The organism is Nafulsella turpanensis ZLM-10, assembly GCF_000346615.1.
In the GTDB taxonomy this organism is placed as follows: Bacteria; Bacteroidota; Bacteroidia; order Cytophagales; family Cyclobacteriaceae; genus Nafulsella; species Nafulsella turpanensis.
In genome coordinates this window covers 62,166-80,207 of record NZ_ANNU01000017.1, presented here as the reverse complement: position 1 = coordinate 80,207, position 18,042 = coordinate 62,166, and the positions used below count along the sequence as shown (strand labels likewise).

General features: G+C 48.6%; 13 protein-coding genes. 6 read left to right on the top strand and 7 right to left on the bottom strand.

Annotated elements, in window-relative coordinates; all coding sequences use genetic code 11:
- Positions 1-45 precede the first annotated feature (45 nt).
- Positions 46-1,179, bottom strand: coding sequence for a serine hydrolase domain-containing protein (locus F752_RS0108075; protein ID WP_017731224.1), 1,134 nt, complete (start codon positions 1,177-1,179; stop codon positions 46-48).
- A 323-nt stretch (positions 1,180-1,502) separates the two neighbouring features.
- On the opposite strand from F752_RS0108075, the gene F752_RS0108070 reads away from it, so the two are divergent.
- From F752_RS0108070 to F752_RS0108060, 3 genes are all read left to right on the top strand, one after another.
- A complete protein-coding gene (locus F752_RS0108070; protein WP_017731223.1) occupies positions 1,503-2,219 on the top strand; it encodes a PIG-L deacetylase family protein in 717 nt (238 codons plus the stop codon).
- 196 nt (positions 2,220-2,415) lie between these two features.
- Positions 2,416-3,045: an ABC transporter ATP-binding protein gene (locus tag F752_RS0108065; RefSeq protein WP_017731222.1), complete on the top strand. Its 630-nt coding sequence runs from the start codon at positions 2,416-2,418 to the stop codon at positions 3,043-3,045.
- The gene (locus tag F752_RS0108060; protein WP_017731221.1) at positions 3,042-4,238 is read left to right on the top strand and encodes an ABC transporter permease; all 1,197 of its coding nucleotides are present in this window, start codon (positions 3,042-3,044) and stop codon (positions 4,236-4,238) included. The genes F752_RS0108065 and F752_RS0108060 overlap by 4 nt, the downstream gene beginning before the upstream one ends.
- Here F752_RS0108060 and yidD read toward each other — a convergent pair.
- The 5 genes from yidD to F752_RS25275 form a co-directional block, all read right to left on the bottom strand.
- Positions 4,235-4,483, bottom strand: a complete 249-nt coding sequence (yidD, locus tag F752_RS0108055; protein WP_017731220.1) for a membrane protein insertion efficiency factor YidD — start codon at positions 4,481-4,483, stop codon at positions 4,235-4,237. The two genes, F752_RS0108060 and yidD, sit on opposite strands and share 4 nt — an antisense overlap.
- Positions 4,484-4,593: 110 nt before the next feature.
- Positions 4,594-5,178: a hypothetical protein gene (locus tag F752_RS0108050; protein ID WP_017731219.1), complete on the bottom strand. Its 585-nt coding sequence runs from the start codon at positions 5,176-5,178 to the stop codon at positions 4,594-4,596.
- Between the two features lie 62 nt (positions 5,179-5,240).
- Positions 5,241-7,667: a TonB-dependent receptor gene (locus F752_RS0108045; protein ID WP_017731218.1), complete on the bottom strand. Its 2,427-nt coding sequence runs from the start codon at positions 7,665-7,667 to the stop codon at positions 5,241-5,243.
- Between the two features lie 246 nt (positions 7,668-7,913).
- Entirely contained in the window at positions 7,914-8,345 is a 432-nt protein-coding gene (locus F752_RS0108040) for a Fur family transcriptional regulator (RefSeq protein ID WP_017731217.1), read from the bottom strand.
- Between the two features lie 164 nt (positions 8,346-8,509).
- Positions 8,510-11,737 carry a T9SS type A sorting domain-containing protein gene (locus tag F752_RS25275; protein WP_160164094.1) on the bottom strand — a complete coding sequence of 1,076 codons (3,228 nt, stop codon included), beginning with the start codon at positions 11,735-11,737 and terminating at the stop codon, positions 8,510-8,512.
- A gap of 609 nt (positions 11,738-12,346) precedes the next feature.
- Between F752_RS25275 and clpB the strand changes: the two genes are divergently transcribed.
- On the top strand, positions 12,347-14,959 hold the full coding sequence (gene clpB, locus F752_RS0108025; protein WP_017731214.1) for an ATP-dependent chaperone ClpB: 2,613 nt from the start codon (positions 12,347-12,349) through the stop codon (positions 14,957-14,959).
- 193 nt (positions 14,960-15,152) lie between these two features.
- A complete protein-coding gene (locus F752_RS0108020; RefSeq protein ID WP_017731213.1) occupies positions 15,153-16,079 on the top strand; it encodes an isoaspartyl peptidase/L-asparaginase family protein in 927 nt (308 codons plus the stop codon).
- A gap of 76 nt (positions 16,080-16,155) precedes the next feature.
- Here F752_RS0108020 and F752_RS0108015 read toward each other — a convergent pair whose 3' ends face one another.
- Positions 16,156-16,770 (bottom strand): outer membrane beta-barrel protein, encoded by a 615-nt coding sequence (locus tag F752_RS0108015; RefSeq protein ID WP_017731212.1) that lies wholly within the window; start codon positions 16,768-16,770, stop codon positions 16,156-16,158.
- 564 nt (positions 16,771-17,334) lie between these two features.
- Here F752_RS0108015 and F752_RS0108000 point away from each other — a divergent pair.
- Positions 17,335-17,775, top strand: a complete 441-nt coding sequence (locus F752_RS0108000; protein WP_152425070.1) for a hypothetical protein — start codon at positions 17,335-17,337, stop codon at positions 17,773-17,775.
- Positions 17,776-18,042 lie beyond the last annotated feature (267 nt).

Genomic DNA, 18,042 nt, shown 5'->3' with positions numbered 1-18,042 from the left:
GGCTATACATATAATACCAAAGCAGGCGAATATGTTCCCTCAAAATTACGGAAGAAGTGAATAGGCGGCATCCAGGTACAGGTACACATCTTTTGGGTGGTGCTGAATATATTCCGAATCGCGCTCGTGACCGAGGCGTACAAGTACAGATTCTTTATCTGGCAGCACAAAAATATACTGCCCTAGTATGCCTCTGGCATACGGAATGGCCTTTCCTTTATAATTGACCACCCACCACTGATACCCGTAAAAGTCAACAGGAGCGCCCTCTTCATCTACAAGATGGGCGGCTGGCTTCAGTGCCTCCTCCAGGTAAGCCGGCGAAATAAGCTGCTGGCCCTTCCATTTTCCTTTATTAAGTACCAGCTGGCCCAAACGGGCAAAGTCGCGTGCATTAGAGTTAAAGCAGCAATAAGCTTTTTCTGTACCATCTGGTTTGTCGAGGCTCCAGAGTGCCGGCGAAGATGCACCCAATGGCTTCCAAAGCTTTTCAGAAGCATATTCGCTTAACCTTCTGTGGGTGGCTTTTTCCAGTACCAATGCCAGCAGCTGCGTATTGCCACTCAGGTATTTCCACTCCTTACCGGGGGCTTCAATTACCTGCAGCTCATTAACAAGTTCCGGCAGGTCACTGCCATAGTAGGCTTTGGTGGTAACGGAAAACGGACTGCCATAGCTTTCGTCCCAGTTGAGACCGCTGCTCATGGTGAGCAGGTGACGAATGGTCAGCTGGCTGTTATCTCCCTGCTGGTAGGCTGGCAAATAATTCCCGACAGGCTCATCAAGGCTTTTGATGTATCCCTCTTCAAGGGCAATGCCTGTTAGCAGGCCCACAATACTTTTGGCCATAGAGAAAGAGTTAGAGTAGCTCTGGTTACCGTAACCATCCCAGTACTGCTCATGTACAATTTCCCCATCCTTAACGAGCAGAAAAGCTACCGGATCCAAGGTTTCAATGGCTTCCTGAAGGGTATCTGCCAGTGGAGTTGTATTATACGCCCTGCTTAACGGCCATGGATGTACACTGCTATTTGGTACCTTCCGGTTCTCGAAGATGGTATAATCATCTATATTGGCGTGGTAATAGGTGAGTGCATTGCGCAGGTAAGAGGGCAGCACAGCATAAATGACCAGTAAAAGCAACAAGGCCAGGAGAGAGATTTTTAAACCTTTTTTCATAAAGAATACCTTAAGCTACCGAAGTAAAAGATAGTGGTGGTAAAGCCGGCATTATTTTACAAATTACAAATTCTTTTGGTAAAGTACTATGTGGTGAGGGTAAAGAATTATTGGTTCATTATTATAATGTGCTGTATCACAGCTTTGTAAAGAGGTTTGCTTGAGCAAATCTTCTTTTGCTGTTTAAGCCCTTTCCACAGGAGTTAAAAGGAGAGGCCCTTTCCAATCAATTTATTTCCTATCCTGCTAGGAATTTATGACCTTTAATTTTGCCTTAAGCGCCTATCCTTGTTTTTCACTAACAATATTATAACCACTAACATATGAAGTACCTGTATATTTTTCCTCATCCCGACGACGAATCTTTTGGTCCGGCGGCGGCCATGCACCAGCAGCTGGAGCAAGGTCATGAAGTCCATTTGCTGACATTGACAAAAGGAGGTGCCACTAAGCAGCGGCACCGACTGGGTTTAAGCATAGAGGAGATGGGAGAGGTTCGGTACCAGGAAATGCTGGCGGTGGAGGAAAGTCTGGGTCTGAGCAGTATGGCGGTGCTCGACTTCCCCGATAGTGGCCTTGCAGAGCTCGACCCCCGGCAGATAGAAGAGGCCGTTCATGCCTATATCGAAGAAATAAAGCCCGATATCCTCGTTTCTTACCCTGTACATGGGATTTCCGGCTTCCACGATCACCTGGTGATGCATGCAGTGGCGAAACGGGTGTTTTTGCAGATGAAAGATGAGGGAGCCGCTTACCCGAAGCGCCTGGCCTTTTTTACGCTTCCCGATAGTGGGGCTCCTTCGATGCAGAACGGGGAGTTCAGGATGAAGTTATCGGCACCTGAACTCATTGACTGCATAGTGCCCCTCCGGCCCGAAGACCAGCAGGCGATGGTCAATAGCCTGAAATGCTATGAAACCTATAAGGATACAATAGAAGCCACGGGAGTGGTGGAGCAGATAGGAGATAAAGTCCATTTCGAAATTTTCAATGAGGTCTTCGAACCTCCTATCCATGACCTGAGCCTGCGGTTGCCATAGGGTAGCCGCCAAATATTTTTTATTTTTGATAAACATTTTTATTCTAAACATCTTATCAATATACAACAACCAATTTCCCACCTTTTAACCTTTTTATCTATTCTTTTGTGAGTTTATCAGCCCGCTGCCTTTAACCAGGCAGTGGGTTTTTTTTGCCCGCTACTCTTCACTATTTTTAAGCCCAAACTACTGATATATGATTGAAGCAAGGCAATTGCAATATACTTATGCAGGAGGCGGGCAGGTTCTGCAGTTTCCGGATATAAGCTGCGGGAGCAGGGAAAAGCTCCTGATTACCGGCCCCTCGGGCAGTGGAAAAACAACGCTCCTGCACCTGCTTGCCGGCCTCAGGCTGCCGCAAAAAGGCGAAGTAAAAGTAAAAGGAGAGTCGCTTACTAACATGTCCTCGGCTGCGCGCGACCGTTTTCGCGGGCAGCAGATTGGAATAGTTTTTCAGCAAATGCATTTCGTGCATTCGCTTAATGTACTGGAAAATATAATGCTGCCGCAATACACTGCCGGTTTACGACAAGATGCCGGGCGGGCCGAAAGCCTGCTGGAGCAGCTGGGACTCCTTGCTAAAAAGAACAAAAATATCCGGCACCTGAGCCAGGGCGAACAGCAGCGGGTGGCGATTGCCCGTGCCCTGGTGAATAAACCAGCTCTTTTGCTCGCCGATGAGCCAACCTCCAGCCTCGACGACGCCGACAGTCAGCGTGTTATCAGGCTGCTCGAAGAAATGGCCACCCGCGAAGAGGCGGCCCTGCTGGTGGTAACCCACGACCAGCGCCTGAAAGATGTTTTCTCCCAACAAATAGCCCTATGAATATTCTGCAACTGAGCATCCGAAGCCTCAAGGCACGTCCGGCAGCAACGACTGTTAGCCTTCTTCTGCTGACCCTCGGGGTGGCCATTATTTCCCTGCTGTTTATGCTCAACCAGCAGCTGGAGGAGAAATTTCAGAAGAATATCAGTGGCATCGATATGGTGGTGGGAGCGAAAGGAAGCCCGCTGCAGCTGATTTTATCTGCCGTATTCCAGATCGACTACCCGACCGGAAACATTAAACTGGAGGAGGCTCGCGGACTGCAGCGGAACCGCTATATCGAACGGGCTATTCCGCTGGCTTATGGCGATAGTTACCAGGGCTACCGGCTGGTAGGAACAGATAGCAGCTACCTGAGTCTCTATGAAGCAGAGCTTGCAGGAGGTAGACGATGGGCTGCACCCTATGAGGTGGTGCTGGGCAGCAAGGTGGCCGAAGCGACAGGTTTAGAGGTGGGCGATTCTTTTTTTAGCGCCCATGGAATGGTGGCCGGCGCAGCTGCGCACGATACCCACCCTTACACGGTGGTAGGTGTACTGGAACGCTCCAATGCTGTGCCGGATGGCCTCATCCTTACTTCGGTAGAAAGTATATGGGCAATTCATGCACATGAAGAAGGGGGAGAGGCAGACAGTGCTGCTAAAGAGGAGCGGGAGCTGACAGCCATGCTTATCAAGTTCCGGAGCCCGATGGGAATGGTAATGCTGCCCCGGCAAATAAATGAGCGCACCAATATGCAGGCAGCCATTCCGGCCATGGAAATAAACCGGCTGTTCAGCTTGCTGGGCATTGGAATTGAGCTCCTCCAGGCCATTGCGTTCTCCATTATCCTGATTGCCGGCCTAAGCTTCTTTCTCTCGCTGTACAGCTCTTTGCGGGAGCGGAAGTACGAGCTTGCCCTTATGCGGAGTATGGGAGCCTCACGGACTAAAATTGTTGGGCTGGTCGTGCTGGAAGGGATTCTTCTGAGCCTTGCAGGTTACATCTTAGGTCTGCTGCTGGGGCATGGTGGGCTGGCATTGCTCAGCAGTCTATCGGAAGGTGCGTATGGCTACGGCTTTGATTTTGTAGGTTTAACGCAGGATGAGCTGCTCTTAGGTTTGGCGGTATTGGTGATAGGACTTATGGCTGCCTTTGTTCCGGCCATCAAAGCCATGCGTACTCCCATTTCCGAAACGCTGGCCCAGTCTTAATGTGCCTTCTTTCTTTTAGGGACAGGATCATACCCATGAGTACCCCAGGGATGGCAGCGGGCAATGCGGCGTAGTCCAAGCCAGAAGCCCTTTAAAGGCCCCCACTCCCGTATTGCTTCTATGGTATACTGCGAGCAGCTGGGGGCATGGCGGCAGTTATTCCCCAGCAAGGGCGAAATAAACAACTGGTAAAAGCGAACGGGCGCTATCAGCAGGAGGCTCAGTATATATTTTAGGTGTTGCATGCTTAGTGGTAAAGCAGCCGGAAGTTACGAAAGGTTCAGTATGGAACAAAAATAAAGCCTTGCATGATAACAAGGCTTTATTAGCACAGGCTTTTGGTAGAGAAATAATATTATTCGGTTATTTCTATATCCCAGATAACATCCAGGTCTGTTGCCCCATCGTTTATTCCTGAAGTAGCCGATTTTATATCCGGCTGGTGTTTAAGCACGAAACGGAAAGTTCCTGAGGCAGGTTCGCCGGTGGTCCAGGTGGTTTCGAGGCCGAGCGGGAGACCATTTGCATCAAAATCACCGTAATTTACCGGGTCATCACGCTCATCTATATTACCGTCTCCTTCAGGGTCGCTGAAGAGGCCTTCCGTCCAGGCAAAGAGGAGCAGGTGCTCATCGGCTTCTTCTATTATCTGTTCCGTTATGCCGGTTTCAGTCGCGGCAGGGTCCAGCTCAATACTTAGCTCATAGTTTGTATTGGCCTCCAGTACAATCTTTTCCGCTACGATAGTGTTGCCATCTTCTGCTGAAGTGTCGCTGGCATTGGCAATAACGGCAATACCTCCATCGGTAGGTGTAAAAGTAAGGGTTACAGCAGTAATCAGCTCTTCTTCATTTTCTGCTTCGGGGAATGAATCGTCGTTGCAGGCAGTAAAAATAAATGTGCTGCAGAATAGAGCGAATATGGTGGTGAGGCTTCTCATGGTTTATCGGGTAATTAACGCAACAATGATGCAATTAAGTCTTATTCTCTTGAATCTCCAAATCAGAGGGTATATTTTACGGAAAACATAAAGTTTCGGCCCAGTTCATCGGCAAAATATCGCTGGCGGTTGGTGTAGCTGCGGTACTCGGTGTTGAGTATATTTCTTGCCTGAAGGCGAAAGGCAAAGTTTCCTTCAGAAAAAGCAAGGTAGCTGCTGGCAAGAAAATAGCCCTGCGGAGGCGCCACAAAATCAAAATTCTGGCTGCCGGGGGCAAACAGTTCTGTCTCTCTGGCTTCGGCTTCCTGTATTTCTTCGATGGTAATAACCGGCGGCGCCTGGTATTGCCGAAAGGTATAGCTGGTTTCAAGGCCGGCGCTAAAGTTATTCATAAAGCTTAGCTGCTTATTTTTATAGCGCAAGAGATAGGACAGCCTGTTAGGTGCTATCCCGGTAAAATACTGGTCGTTTACCAGATCTCGGGCATACAGCAGACTTCCTTTAAGCTGCGATTGCCAGCTTTTATTATGCTCCTGCACAAGACTTGCATCCAGGCCCATTATAAAAGCATTCGTCTGGTCATACACAAAAAAAGGAAAGGCCCCCCGGATGGTGGTTGTAATGCCCGCGGCTCTTGCATAGATAAAGTGCTGCAGGTAATTGGCATAGCCACTCACTTCCAGTGCAGTTTTGTCTTTATGCCAGGTGTAGGTATTAATCCATTTGGTCCCTATTTCGCTCTCCACCGGCCGGTCTGCTTCGGTAAAGACGCCGGTAGTTTCTCCGTTATGCCGCCAAAGCCCGTACTCTATGATAAACTCATGTTTGCCATAGCTGTATAGCTCCGAGATATTAGGCGGCCGCCAGGCGGTTCCAAGGTTAGAGCGAAAAGCGGCATGCTCGCCTAAAGGAGTAAAAATACCAACGGAGCCGGATAGATTATGGTAGGAGAGCTCATTGCTAAAAGTGCTTTTATCTGCATCCCTTCCGCGAATATTGCTGTACCAGGCATCGTAGCGCAGCCCTACTTCCGTCGTAAACCTCCCAATTTCTGTGGCTTCTACTACAAAGAGGCTAAGATTGGTATTTTCGAAATTAGGGATAAAAGGGGCGGTGTTGGTACCGGGAATATTGTTGTTAAACTGGTACAGCAGCTGGGCACCTACACTGCCCTTCCAGTGGCCAAAGGAGGGGTGCTTCCATTCCGTATCAATGGTGTGGGTGACTAACTCCAGGTTCAGCGAAGGAACTCCGTTATTGGTGCCCCTGCGGATGTCCAGCTCCTGGCGGTGGTTGTACTGCAGGCCATACTGAAGCAGCAGACTGCTTCCGGAGAAGTTGTAATTGCCGCTGAGTTTTAAGAGCTGGTGGTTTACCTCCTGGCGGGGAGTGTTAATCTGGTAAGAGAAAGGAGAGGTATAAGCGGGAGGCTCATGGCTCATGGCATGGGCCAGATCGTCCAGGTTACCGACTACAGAACCTCTTAAAATGCCTAATTCCTGGTCAAAGTAATTGTAGTACAGGTCCACATCGAAGTTTCGCTGGTGGTAACGGGAAGCAAAGGAAAAACTCAGTTCTCTGGCGCCTGTATTGGTGAGCTGGTAATCAGGGGCATGTAAGTCGCCCTGGTATAGGCCTGATGCCTGAGCGTTCCAGGCAAACTGTTTTCCACCCTGTTCAAGGAAAAGGCTGGTTCCTACAGCTCGCCCATTCGTTTGTGCGCTTAACTCCAGTTCAGCATCCAGGTCTTTGTCCAGCTCGGGCCGGGGTGCATTTATAACGACCACACCGCCTAAAGCTTCCGGACCATATTTAATGGAAGCGGCGCCTTTAATGAGGGTAATATTTTCGGCCAGGGAAGGGTCTATTTCCGGAGCATGCTCTGCACCCCATTTCTGGTTGGCATGACGAAGGCCGTTATTGATCATCAGTACTCTACTGCTATGCAGGCCATGTACAACAGGTTTAACTACATTCTGACCGGTTTTTAAGGTGCTAACCCCTACCATGTTCGAAAGGAGCTCGCCCAGGCTTTCGCCACCGGAATTTTCAAGGTCCTCAGGACTTATGCGGCTTTCGGTCAGGGAAAGCTGTCCGCTCTCTATTCTTGCTCCTTCTATTACCACACTTTCCAGCTGAAAGTTGGCAGGTGAAAGATAAATGACAGGTGCCTGGTGGTAAATATCGTGGTGGTGGGTGAGAGGCTTATAGCCTACATAAGAAATGACCAGGTCGAATTCGTCGGTGCAGAGACCGTGCAGGTGGAATACACCGTTCTCGTCGGAATAGGTGCCATTATCTGTTCCTTTAACCAGTACAGAGGCAAATGCCAGCGGTTCTCCGCTCAGGCGGTCCACAATTTTCCCTGTCAGCTCACACTCGCAGTTGGCGACGCAGGGGGCAGTTTGTGCCTGCAGGAAAGTAAAAGGCAGCAGGAAGGTTAGAAAAAAAATAAAGCTCAGAGGCTGAAATCCAAAAATTCTGTCCATGGGTGTAAATAGCCGTGGAATAAAGCAATGTTTCTAATTAAAACAGATAATTATAATTACAGAAGGTTAAGGAGTGTTTTCTTTCCCTCTTCCTTATAGAAAGGAAAATTAAACAAAATATTTTACTTACCGCAACACAGTTGCATTTATTGTGGTGGGTAAAAGTAAATTATCAGGAAAGAAGCTGCTGACAGGAGAAAAATTTCAGTTAAAAGGAATAGAGAGACAGAGCAGGATGAGTCTGTGTTAGCGGGATTCGGAGCAGTTTTTGCAGATGCCCTCCACCAGCAGTTTGGCTTCGGTAAACACATAGCCTTTGGGCAGCCGAATCTGCGGAATTTCCACTTCTTCCAGGCACTGGATCTTTTCGCAGGCACTGCATTTAAAGTGCACATGCTCATGCTGATGTTCCTCTTCGGAACAATGGTGACCACAAAGGGCAAAGCGGGTGGTACCGCTGTCGTCGAGCACCTTGTGCAGAATTCCGCTGCCCTCAAAAGAGCGGAGAATCCTGTAGAGGGTAATCCTGTCGAACTGGGGAGGAAGTACCTTTTCAATATCGGCCTGGCTGAGGGCAGTCTTTTTATTCGTAAACACCTCCAGTACTTCAGACCGCTGCCGTGTCAGGCGCAGACCTGCTTTCTGTAAAATCTCTTTGTTATCGCTCGTGCTGCCCATAGCTTCTGTTGATATACAAAGTTACATAATTTGCCTTGTAACTTCAATGGAAAGGCAGATGGGGCCGAAACAGTTCAATACCATGCGCAGGGCATTAAAAAAGGCTGGCTCCAGATGGAGGCCAGCCTTTCGAGAGAGAGGAAGTTAACATTTATAAAACATATTTATAAAACATATAGTTGTTTGGTAATTACATGTCCCTGCACTTCCAGCATCACCACATAGGTGCCTGATGGAACATAGTTCAGGAGCACCCGAATTACATTATTCTGCGGCGATACTGTAGTTTCTGCCCTTAATACCTCGGTTCCGGTAAGGCTGATAATGGTTAAGGTAGCCTGGCTTTCCTTGGAAAGGTCATTAATCTTAACATTCAGCTCCTGGCCTTCGGCATATGGGTTAGGATAGAGTTCGAAATCCGGCAAAATCACTATTTCACCCCAGCCACCGCCAGGCTGCTCTGTAGCGGTTCCTTCTTCGGCTCTGTCGTAATATACACAGGTGCCCGCTTTATAGGCTACTAAAGGACCGCAGCTGTTTTGTGCCTCCTGGCAGCTTTCGCCATCGCTGCAGAGCGTGTAGGTAACGGTAAAGCTTTCATTTTCGCTGAAGCCTTTTATGTCGTCTACTTTAATGCCATATAAGCCTGTGGTAGGGTCATAGGCATTCAGCTCCATTGGCCAGCCTTCGGAATTGCTTACGTTGCTTACTGAACCACATCCAACCGCCACGTTAAAGTGCGACAGGCCGTAGCGGCAGTCGGCACCTGCATTTACCTGCAGGGTAATGGTTTTACAGCTTCCTTCTGTAGTGCTGCTGATAATTTTAGTGTCGAAGCAGCCATCCTCACAAACTGTTGTTTTGCTTGCATCCGAAACCTGAATGGTGGCCTGTCCGCTCGCGCTGCCTTCTCCGCAGCTGTTGCTTACGCTTAGCAGGGAATAGGTGGTTTTGCTTTGCGGGCTTACTTCCAGCAGGTAAGGGTTCGCCATGGTCGTAATGCTCTGTTCCTTATTGCCCGCTGTATAACGGAGGGTATAAGGACCTTCGCCTTCGAAGTAGACCGGGAGGCTGGCAGTGCTTCCGCGGCTAATTACCGTATCGGCACAATTTTGCAGGCTGGCGGTTGGTGCGCTGCTTCCGGCTTCATCTACGATGGTAAAGCTGCGGATGGCGACACATTTATTGGCATCTATTAAGGTAAGGGTATAGCTTCCGGCAGCCAGACCTTCTAAGTTGCTGCTTTGGCTTCCATTGTTCCAGATGTAGCTGTAAGGCGCGGCACCTCCGTTAACACTTACGCTGATGCTTCCTGCAGGCATACCGCAGCTGCTGTTGTTTTCAACTACGGCTGTGATATTTAGAGGCTGAGGCTCTGTAATGGTAAAGGCCAGTACTTCGCTGCAGCCATTGGCATCGGTTACCTGTACAGAATAAATACCTGCCGTTAGGTTAGCGGCTGCCTGGCTGTTATGGCCGCTCGACCAGTCAAAAGTATAGGGGGCTACGCCGCCATTTACCGTCAGGCTGGCTGTGCCATCGTTGCCGCCGGCACAGCTAACATTAGTGGTCGCTGCCTGCAGGCTCAACGGGGATGTCGCTTCCTGTAAAGTATAGCTTGCGGTGCTGCTACATCCGCCGGCATCGGTTACGGTAACAGTATAAGTATTGCCCGGCGCTCCGCTGATGCTGCTGCCTGTTTCGCCACCAGCCCAGCTGTAGGTATAAGGCGATGTTCCTCCGGTTGCACTGGCGCTGAGGGTGTAGTTATCGCCACAGCCTGTAGAGGAGATGGAAACGGCTGGTACGCTATTTTCGCGCATGTAGAAGCGGCGTTCTGCCGAGCAGCCATTTGCATCGGTAACAGTTACGGTATAGTAGCCGGTCGACGTAAAGGTGGCGGTGGCTTCTGTGGAACCATTGCTCCATTCATAAGTATAAGGGGCCGTACCGTAAGAGGCCGATACGGTAATTTGTCCTGCATCGCCATTACAGCTGATGTTGGTCGTTTCTATTGGCCGGATGTAAATCGGGCGAGGCGCTGTTATGGTAATGCTGGCGGTACTGGTACAGCCTCCGGCATCGGTAACAGTCACCTGGTAAGTGCCTGCACCCAGGTTGGTTAAATCTTCGGTGGTTTGCCCGTTGCTCCATTCATAGGTATACTCTCCGCTGCCGCCACTTACACTTAAATCAATGCCGGCATTGCTGTCGCCGTAGCAGAGCAGGTCGGTAGTGGAATAAGAAAGGCTGATAGCATTTGAAGGATCGGCAACTGTTACAGACTGGCTGCTGCTACAACCGCTGGCATCGGTAACGGTAAGTTCGTAAGTGCCGCCACTGGTGTAGCTGATGGCGGCGGTCGTTTCGCCGGTACTCCATTCGTAAGTGTAAGGAGCTGTTCCGCCCGTTACGCTGGCTGTCAGTTCACTGCTCTGGCAGTTTTGTCCGCCGGCAATGCTCAGCTGCAGGCTTTCCTGCGTAATAGTATAGCTTCCGGTAAGGGTGCAGCCGTTAGCATCGGTAAGGGTGAGGCTGTAAGTGCCTGCAGTGGTGGCCTCCAGGGTTGCAGCAGTGCTGCCATTCGACCAGAGGTAGCTGTAAGGAGCAGTTCCGCCGGCAGGGCTCACGGTAACTGAGCCGCTTCCGTTACAGCTGATAGAAGTAACGTCAGACTGCAGCGAAAGAACCTCCGGGCTGCTAAGGGTGGTTTCAAGGCTGAGGGTTTCGCCTTTTGCATCGGTAACGGTTACGCTGTAAGTACCGGCGGCGATGTTCTGTAAATCTTCAGTGGTGGCACCGTTGCTCCAAACAAAGCTAAAAGGTGTCTGTCCGCCGCTTACCTCCAGCTGAGCCGCTCCATTGCTGCTGCCGGCACATTTAGGCTGAGTAGCTGTAATTGCGCCGCTCATGGGAGTATAAGGATTGCTTACCTCCTGGTAATGCACACAGATGGCTGCTTTGTAGGCGACTCTTGCAGGGAAAAGTGCTTCGCTTTCACAGCCTCCGTTATTACAAATAGTATAGGTAACGGTAAACACCTGTGGGCTGTCTCCTTCGCCGAAACCTTTTATATCATCTACCTTAATGCCGCTTATGCCAGTGGTAGGGTCGATAGTGCCTACTTCCATGGCCCATCCTTCGGAATTGCTCACATCTGTAACCTGTCCGCAGCCTGTTTCAATGCTGTAGTGGGAAAGGGCATAAGGGCAGGCGCCATCGCTCGATATTTCCAGGGTATAGGTAGTGCAGTTGGCCTGCGTTTCCTGGCTGAGAATCCTGGTTTCGAAACAGCTGTTGTCCGGGCAGTCGGGTTTTACATCGGCCTTTACTGAAAGCGGCGATAGCCCCCAGCATAGTACAGCTGCCAAAAAGGTAAAAGTTGTTCTCATAGAAATAAAATTTAGGATAAGGGAAAGTGGCCCAACCGGAACCATTCAGCTCCTCACCAAAAGGAATTATGCTTTGAATTTCGATAAAAAGACGGGAAGGGTAAAGGAAGTGTTGGAGTAGGGAAAACAGGTAGTATTTGAATGGTGTAAGATTTGTTCCTGCACGGGTGGAAATCTGAAGCCCTTCTCCCTTTTAGGCTCACAAATTTCCGGTAATTCTTTAATTTTAAAAATTTGATACATCCGCTTGTTTCTTTTTGTTGGAAGCAATAAACGGTGGGTATATAAGGAGCGTAGAAGTTATACTGCTGAAAAACAGCTTTTTGTGCTACTTATGAAGTGTGGTTTAGGACTGAAGCTGAAAAAACACCTCAATTCGGAAGATTTATACTTACACAGGTAGGAAAACAGGAGGCTTTGTTACAAAAAAAGAAGCTGCTAAGGTTTGCCAGTTTGCATCTTTTTTAAGACAATATGTCCTAAAAATTGCAATTTAAGAGGTTAGTCAGGACAATTTGTCTGTAAAAACCATCTCTTTGAGTCTTGGTTTAGATTTTGATACACAGAGGTAAAGCGAGTTTAACAGACTGAATAAGAAAAATTTACAATATGAATTTCGATAAATATACCATCAAATCTCAGGAGGCGCTGCAAAAAGCCGCGGAGATTGCTACCGGCAATCAGCAGCAGGCAATTGAGCCGGGGCACCTCCTCAAGGCCCTGCTGGCCTCTGATGAAAATGTAGTCCCCTACCTGTTTAAAAAACTGAATGTAAACCGGGTGCAACTCGACAGCCGCCTCGAAGAAATTATTAAAGCATACCCGAAGGTATCTGGTTCCCAGCCTTACCTGTCCAATGCTTCGGCTGCTGCCCTGCAAAAGGCGGAAAATTACCTGAAGGATTTTAAGGATGAGTTTATTGCCATCGAGCATATTTTGCTGGGCCTGCTGGGCGGGAATGAAAAAACGGCTGCCCTGCTGAAAGAGCTGGGCATGAGCGAAAAGCACCTGATTGCTGCCGTAAAAGAACTGCGCGGAGGAAGAAATGTAAATGACCCTAATGCAGAAGCTAAGTATAAGTCGCTCGAAAGGTATTCTAAAAACCTGAACGAGATGGCTAAAGCAGGTAAAATTGACCCTGTAATTGGTCGTGACGATGAGATACGGAGGGTGCTGCAAATCCTGAGTCGTCGTACCAAAAATAACCCTATTTTGCTGGGCGAGCCTGGTGTGGGTAAAACCGCTATCGTGGAAGGTTTGGCGCAGCGGATAGTAGACGGAGATGTGCCCGAGAATCTCAAAACAAAGCAGATTGTATCGCTCGATATGGGCTTGCTGGTGGCCGGGGCCAAGTATAAAGGTGAGTTCGAGGAGCGCCTTAAAGCCGTAATTAAAGAAGTGCAGGATGCCGCCGGGGAGATCATCCTCTTCATAGACGAAATCCATACGCTTATCGGAGCTGGTGGTGGCGAAGGGGCCATGGATGCCGCCAACCTGCTGAAACCAGCACTGGCCCGTGGCGAACTACATGCCATTGGAGCCACTACGCTGAAGGAGTATCAAAAATATATTGAGAAAGATAAGGCCCTGGAGCGCCGCTTCCAGGCCGTAACGGTCGATGAGCCAAGTGTACCCGATGCGATTTCCATCCTGAGGGGTATTAAAGATAAGTACGAGGTACACCACGGAGTGCGCATTAAAGACGATGCCGTTATCTCGGCTGTAGAACTGAGCCACCGCTATATTTCGGAGCGCTTCCTGCCCGATAAGGCTATTGACTTGATGGACGAAGCCGCTTCGAAGCTAAGGCTGGAAATTGACTCCCTGCCCGAGGAGCTTGATGAATTGCAGCGCCGTATTATGCAGCTGGAAATCGAGCGCGAGGCCATTCGCCGCGAGAAAGATAAAGAAAAGGAAAGCCAGCTTAACAAAGAAATTGCAGAGCTTACTGAGCAGCGGAATGAGCTAAAGGCCAAGTGGGAAAGTGAAAAAAGCGTGATTCAGGGCATCCGTCAGGAGAAAGAAAATATTGATAAATATAAACTGGAAGCCGAACAGGCCGAACGTTCCGGAGATTATGGCCGTGTGGCAGAGCTCCGCTACGGTAAAATTCGCGAGAGCGAAGAGCGCCTGCAGGAACTTCAGCAACAGGTTAAGGAGCTGCAATCTGGCAATGCGCTGCTAAAAGAAGAGGTAGATGCAGAAGATATTGCCGAGGTGGTAGCCAAGTGGACGGGTATACCGGTCAGTCGTATGCTCCAGAGTGAGCGCGAAAAGCTGCTCCATCTTGAAGAAGAGTTGGGCAAACGCGTAGCCGGTCAGAAAGAGGCCATTGGAGCCCTTTCCGATGCCGTTCGCCGTAGTCGTGCTGGCCTGCAGGACCCCAAACGGCCCATCGGCTCCTTTATATTCTTAGGTACTACCGGTGTGGGTAAAACAGAGCTGGCAAAAGCGCTGGCGGAGTTCCTGTTTAATGACGATAACGCTATGGTTCGTATCGATATGAGTGAGTACCAGGAGCGGCATGCGGTAAGCCGCCTGGTAGGAGCGCCTCCCGGATACGTAGGCTACGATGAAGGTGGCCAGCTAACGGAGGCCGTGCGCCGGAAGCCTTATTCCGTAATCCTGCTCGATGAAATTGAGAAAGCGCACCCGGATGTGTTCAACATCCTGTTGCAGGTGCTCGACGATGGCCGCCTCACCGATAATAAGGGACGGGTAGCGAACTTCAAGAATACCATCGTCATCATGACGACCAACATTGGTTCGCACCTTATACAGGAACGCTTCAAGGATATCAACCCGCTGAACGAGCCTGAGGTGGTGGAAGAGGCCAAAAATGAGGCTTTCGAGCTGCTGAAAAAGCAGGTGCGCCCTGAGTTCCTGAACAGGATAGACGAAATTATTATGTTCCGTCCGCTGAACAGGGGCGATATCCGCAAGATTGTGGACATCCAGTTCCGCCTGATTCAGCAGCGCCTGGAAGAGAATGGAGTGAAGGTAGAGGCCACTGACGATGTGCTCGATTACCTCGGCCAGATTGGTTTCGACCCAACCTATGGTGCAAGGCCGCTGAAGAGGGTAATGCAGCGCGAAATCCTGAACCAGCTGAGCAAGGAGATATTGGCCGGCAAGGTGAATAAAGATGATGTGGTAGGTATTACACTCAACGACCAGAAGGAGATTGAGTTTATGAACCTCAATGAGGTTGAGATTGAATAATAGACGTTGGATTGGGGATACAAAAAGCCCGGACTCTTTATTGAGTCCGGGCTTTTGTTTTGAGTGGCCCGACCTTTCCCTTTTCTTGGAAGTACCCGGCAAAGGTGTTATGTTGAGGAATAGTTACATCAATAGTGAAAAGTAGCACCTGCTGCTCCTTTTTATAAATCGTTTTTTTATTTAATCAGTTCAAATGAATGCACCCATTGCAATTGTTATACACGGCGGTTCCGGAAGGCTTTATAAGGAAGAAATGCCTCCTGAAAAAGAAGAGGCTTACAAGAGCGCGTTAACGGCCGCTGTACAGGAAGGCTATGCCATTTTAAAAGAAGGAGGAACGGCGGTGGCGGCGGTGGAAGCCAGCATCCGGATGTTGGAAGATTCGCCATTATTCAATGCCGGTAAAGGCGCTGTTTTTTCGAGCGACGGGCTTAATGAGCTGGATGCGGCTATTATGGATGGCAAAACCATGAAAGCCGGATCGGTGGCAGGAACAAGAACAATCAGGAATCCAATAACGGCAGCCCGGGCTGTGATGGAACAATCGGAGCACGTCATGTTAACCGGTGCCGGGGCTGATGGATTTGCGGCCGCTTCAGGTTTACAAATTGTCGACCCTTCTTATTTTAAAATTGAAGAGCGTTGGGAGCAGATTCAGCAACTGAAGCAACAGGAGCAGGCCTCCGGTAAACAATCAAAATACGGCACGGTGGGCGCTGTGGCGCTGGATAGGTCGGGTAGTCTGGCGGCGGGCACTTCTACCGGCGGTATGCTCAATAAAAAGTGGGGCCGCATTGGCGATACACCGGTTATTGGCGCCGGCACCTATGCCAACCAGATAAGTGCGGTGTCCTGTACCGGCTATGGTGAATTCTTTATTCGTTATACGGTAGCCCGCGATATTGCTGCCTTAATGGAATATAAAAACCTGTCAGTGGAAGAGGCCAGCCGGGAAGTACTTTTTAACAAAGTAACAAGAGCCGGTGGGGCTGGTGGGGTGATTACTTTGGATGTAAAAGGCAATATGGCAGCTCTCCACAGTACGGAAGGGATGTTCTGGGCAAGTATGATAAAGGATAATCCGTGTCAGGTGAACGTCTGCAACATGATTATTGAATAGAAAGAGCATTTAATTTATTGGAGTTTTTAACCAACAAACCAAATGCTCTTTAGATAGAATCAGACGGATATAATTATTATAAACGGTAGGTTAGGCCCAGAATAGCATTAGAGGTAGAAGTTACCTCGAGTTGAGCAGCCCATTTTGGGTTAAAGAAATAACGGGCTCCTGCCTGTGCCCAAAGTTTGGCATCAGAAGAAGTGGTCGGTTCAGTCTCAGGGAACTCATAGCCTTCGACCAATTGGCCGTTATAGTGGTAATTAGTGCTGCTGTGAAAAACTGCTACACCAAAAGTTAAGCCTCCATACAGGTCAAGCTCGGCAGGAAGACCACTGATATGGCCGCTAAAGTGGTAATCGCCTCTAAAGCTGGGAACCACGACTGTCGTTCTTGAACTTATCTTTGCTTTATCCCATTCCCTGTTGCTGTTAAGGACGTCCATTTCACGAGAGTCTCCTTTTGTTCCTACTACAACACGAGGTCCAATGGTTATGAATTTGCCTACTCCAAAATCCATACCTGCGTAAACGGGAAATCCCCATCCTTCTAATTCGAATCCGAAGTTCACCTGTTTATACCCTTTGCCTGGAGCAAAACCGGTAGTGGAGCTTTGTCCGAAAGAAGCTACTGAGAGAAGGCTGAGTGCACCTGTAAGTAACAGCGCGCTAACGATTTTGTAAATTTTGTTCATTTAAATAAGTTTTATTTGGCTGATTTATGGCACAAGATTACAAGTTGTTTATCATTAAAAAAGTGGAAAATGTGCCTTCACCTTACAGGCAGGATAATTTTTTCTTTACTGTTAATTCTCTGCACTACAGGCGGTGATTTTCTTCCAAATAATGTTACAGAAGAAAAGAATGGGGAAAGGTGCCGGGAAGGAGTTATGTAAGAATGTATTTCATACCTTCCTTTCGGTAGAATTTATATGGATATATCCAGAAAAAATGGCCTGATGCCATTTGTATTTCAGCTTTTTCAGCAAGTTGGCTACTTTACCTTCTTTTCCTAGCAGATCATTTTCTTTGAGGTAAGGCGCTGGAATTCCACAGTTTTAGTGTTGAGAAGTTCTACGGACTGTAGAGCTTTTCAACGTTTAGTTGCAATCGTTTTTGCTCTGATTTTTTGTAAGTTACTGATTTGCAGGCGTTAATGCAGGGATAAGGATTTTTGGCACAGTTATTCCATTACCCTTCGCAAATACCTGAGAATAAATTGTGAACATAATTTTTTTGAACTTAAAATTTTTAGAAAGATGAAAAAGACATTATTGACCTTTATAGCATGTGGTTTTGCCTATTCCGTTTCTTTTGCCCAAACTGCTGCTCCGGTAGAAAATAGCACCCAGTTACCTGCAGAGCAGACCGCTGTGGAAGAACAGCAGGTAGCCAAAAAGCAGGTGAAGATGCAGGATTTACCTGAAGCTGTAAAGGAAGCGTTTAATAATGGTGAGTATAAGGATATGGACGTGCTGGCCATTTATGTACAGCCCGCGGCTAAATCAGCTGAAGCGGCCGTATTTGAATTTGAACTGGCCCAAAAGGCTTCAGGGGCTGCTTCGGAAGAAGGTGCGGCCAGTTTAGAGATTGAGCGTGTAAGCGAACGCCAGCCAGACGTTATTCTGCAAATAAATGAAAATGGTGAGCTGCTGGAGGAAAAAGACCTTGATGCCATGGATGCCCCTAAAAGGCGATAAAACAGCCATATTGTTTACCCTTTTATGCCCGCAGCTCCGGGAGAGCTGATTTTTCGGGACTCGTTCGAAGTTTAACTGATTTTTTCATTTCAAGTTGTTGAGTAATACCCACCCATGGTGGGATTGTAAAAGCTTCCTGTTTGAGGTTGAAGAAAACCCTTCACTTAAAAACAGGAAGCTTTTTAATTCTCCTCCCGCCAAAGGAGCCCAGGTTTGAGAGGGAGCAATGTGTACCACCTACACCTTTCTTTTTAATTTTCCGGTTGC

Coding starts and splice junctions, on each gene's coding strand:
- F752_RS0108075 (WP_017731224.1), bottom strand. CDS start 1,179: ATGAAAAAAGGTTTAAAAATCTCTCTCCTGGCCTTGTTGCTTTTACTG.
- F752_RS0108070 (WP_017731223.1), top strand. CDS start 1,503: ATGAAGTACCTGTATATTTTTCCTCATCCCGACGACGAATCTTTTGGT.
- F752_RS0108065 (WP_017731222.1), top strand. CDS start 2,416: ATGATTGAAGCAAGGCAATTGCAATATACTTATGCAGGAGGCGGGCAG.
- F752_RS0108060 (WP_017731221.1), top strand. CDS start 3,042: ATGAATATTCTGCAACTGAGCATCCGAAGCCTCAAGGCACGTCCGGCA.
- yidD (WP_017731220.1), bottom strand. CDS start 4,483: ATGCAACACCTAAAATATATACTGAGCCTCCTGCTGATAGCGCCCGTT.
- F752_RS0108050 (WP_017731219.1), bottom strand. CDS start 5,178: ATGAGAAGCCTCACCACCATATTCGCTCTATTCTGCAGCACATTTATT.
- F752_RS0108045 (WP_017731218.1), bottom strand. CDS start 7,667: ATGGACAGAATTTTTGGATTTCAGCCTCTGAGCTTTATTTTTTTTCTA.
- F752_RS0108040 (WP_017731217.1), bottom strand. CDS start 8,345: ATGGGCAGCACGAGCGATAACAAAGAGATTTTACAGAAAGCAGGTCTG.
- F752_RS25275 (WP_160164094.1), bottom strand. CDS start 11,737: ATGAGAACAACTTTTACCTTTTTGGCAGCTGTACTATGCTGGGGGCTA.
- clpB (WP_017731214.1), top strand. CDS start 12,347: ATGAATTTCGATAAATATACCATCAAATCTCAGGAGGCGCTGCAAAAA.
- F752_RS0108020 (WP_017731213.1), top strand. CDS start 15,153: ATGAATGCACCCATTGCAATTGTTATACACGGCGGTTCCGGAAGGCTT.
- F752_RS0108015 (WP_017731212.1), bottom strand. CDS start 16,770: ATGAACAAAATTTACAAAATCGTTAGCGCGCTGTTACTTACAGGTGCA.
- F752_RS0108000 (WP_152425070.1), top strand. CDS start 17,335: ATGAAAAAGACATTATTGACCTTTATAGCATGTGGTTTTGCCTATTCC.